We start from the raw sequence: 1508 nt of genomic DNA, 5'->3' as shown, positions 1-1508 counted from the left end.
CCACTTTCTAGGGTCATAATACTTCTTGTTTGGCTTATCTTCACCCTCTGGGTTACCAATCTGACCTTGTAGATAAGCGTGATACTGTGCAATATATTTTCGAATGCCATCCCAATACGCCCACTGTGTATCAGTATCAATATTCATCTTAATTACACCATACTCAATCGCCTCTCGAATCTCTGCAAGAGTAGAACCTGAACCACCATGAAATACAAAATCAACAGGTTTTTTAGCTGTGTTATACTTCTCCTCTATATACTTTTGTGAATTATCTAAAATAGTTGGAGTAAGGACAACATTCCCAGGTTTATATACACCATGAACATTACCAAAAGAGGCAGCGATAGTAAACATATCAGATACTTTTTTTAGCTCTTCATAGGCGTATGCAACCTCTTCAGGTTGTGTATAGAGAAGTGCATTGTCAATCTCTGTATTGTCAACGCCATCCTCCTCTCCACCTGTAACACCAAGCTCTATCTCTAGTGTGATACCTATTTTGGACATTCTCTCCAAGTACTCTTTGCAAGTTCCGATATTCTCTTCGATTGGCTCTTCGGATAGGTCAATCATATGTGATGAGAAAAGAGGTTTGCCAAAAGCTTTGAAATTCTCTTCACTAGCTTCCAAAAGAGCATCAATCCACGGTAGAAGTTTTCGAGACGCATGGTCAGTATGAAGAATGACAGGAACACCATAAGCTTTGGCTACTGTATGAACATGTTTTGCACCAGATATGGTTCCTAGAATTGCTCTTTGTTGGGCAGACACGCGGGTACTGCCCCTACTACCCATACCTTTTCCTGCATAAAAATCTCCTCCACCATTTGAGAATTGAACTATAACTGGTGAATTTACTTTTGCAGCAGCTTCTAATACAGCATTGATTGAAGAGTTACTGACTACATTGACAGCAGGAATTGCAAATCCCTCCTCTTTTGCAATAGCAAATAGTTTTTGCACTTCATCACCACTCAAGACCCCCACAGGGAGAGTATCTAATATTTTTTGAGACATATTTATATCACCTTTAAAAATTTTTTGTTATTTTACACTAATATTTGCAGATTTCTTTAATTTTTTACTTAAATTTTTCAAATCCTCTTGAAATTTTTTCAATTTAAGAGAGTTAGCTATACTATCTCTAACTTTTGAAAACTCTATCTTCCCTGCTGGTTTTTTATCTGTTAGATAGATAATATGATATCCAAAATGAGTCTGAACGGGGATATGCGTAAAATTCCCAGGATTAAGAGCAAATGTAGCATTAGAAAACTCTGGAACCATTTGATCTTTAGAGAACCAACCTAAATCCCCACCATTTTTACCAGAAGGACCTGTTGAGCGTATTTTAGCAAGTTCTATAAATCTCTCTCTGAGATTAGAAGAGAACTCCAACTCCTTGATAATCTCTCTAGCTTCACTCTGGGTTGTAACCAAAATATGTCTAGCAGATGCTGATGCTGATTGATAAAATTTACTATCATTTTCTCTATAATATCTCT

At 37.0% G+C, this 1508-nt stretch carries 2 protein-coding genes; both read right to left on the bottom strand.

What is annotated here, in order from left to right:
- The coding region (fbaA, locus tag GSY74_RS03640; protein ID WP_164663748.1) for a class II fructose-bisphosphate aldolase at nt 1-1020 on the bottom strand (1020 nt) is incomplete at its 3' end.
- Between the two features lie 27 nt (nt 1021-1047).
- Nucleotides 1048-1508: peptidylprolyl isomerase (locus tag GSY74_RS03635; RefSeq protein ID WP_188108688.1), on the bottom strand; the 461-nt coding region annotated here is incomplete at its 5' end.

Source organism: Sulfurovum sp. bin170 (genome assembly GCF_010892395.1).
Lineage (GTDB): Bacteria > Campylobacterota > Campylobacteria > Campylobacterales > Sulfurovaceae > UBA1140.
This window is presented reverse-complemented; position numbering and strand designations above follow the sequence as displayed.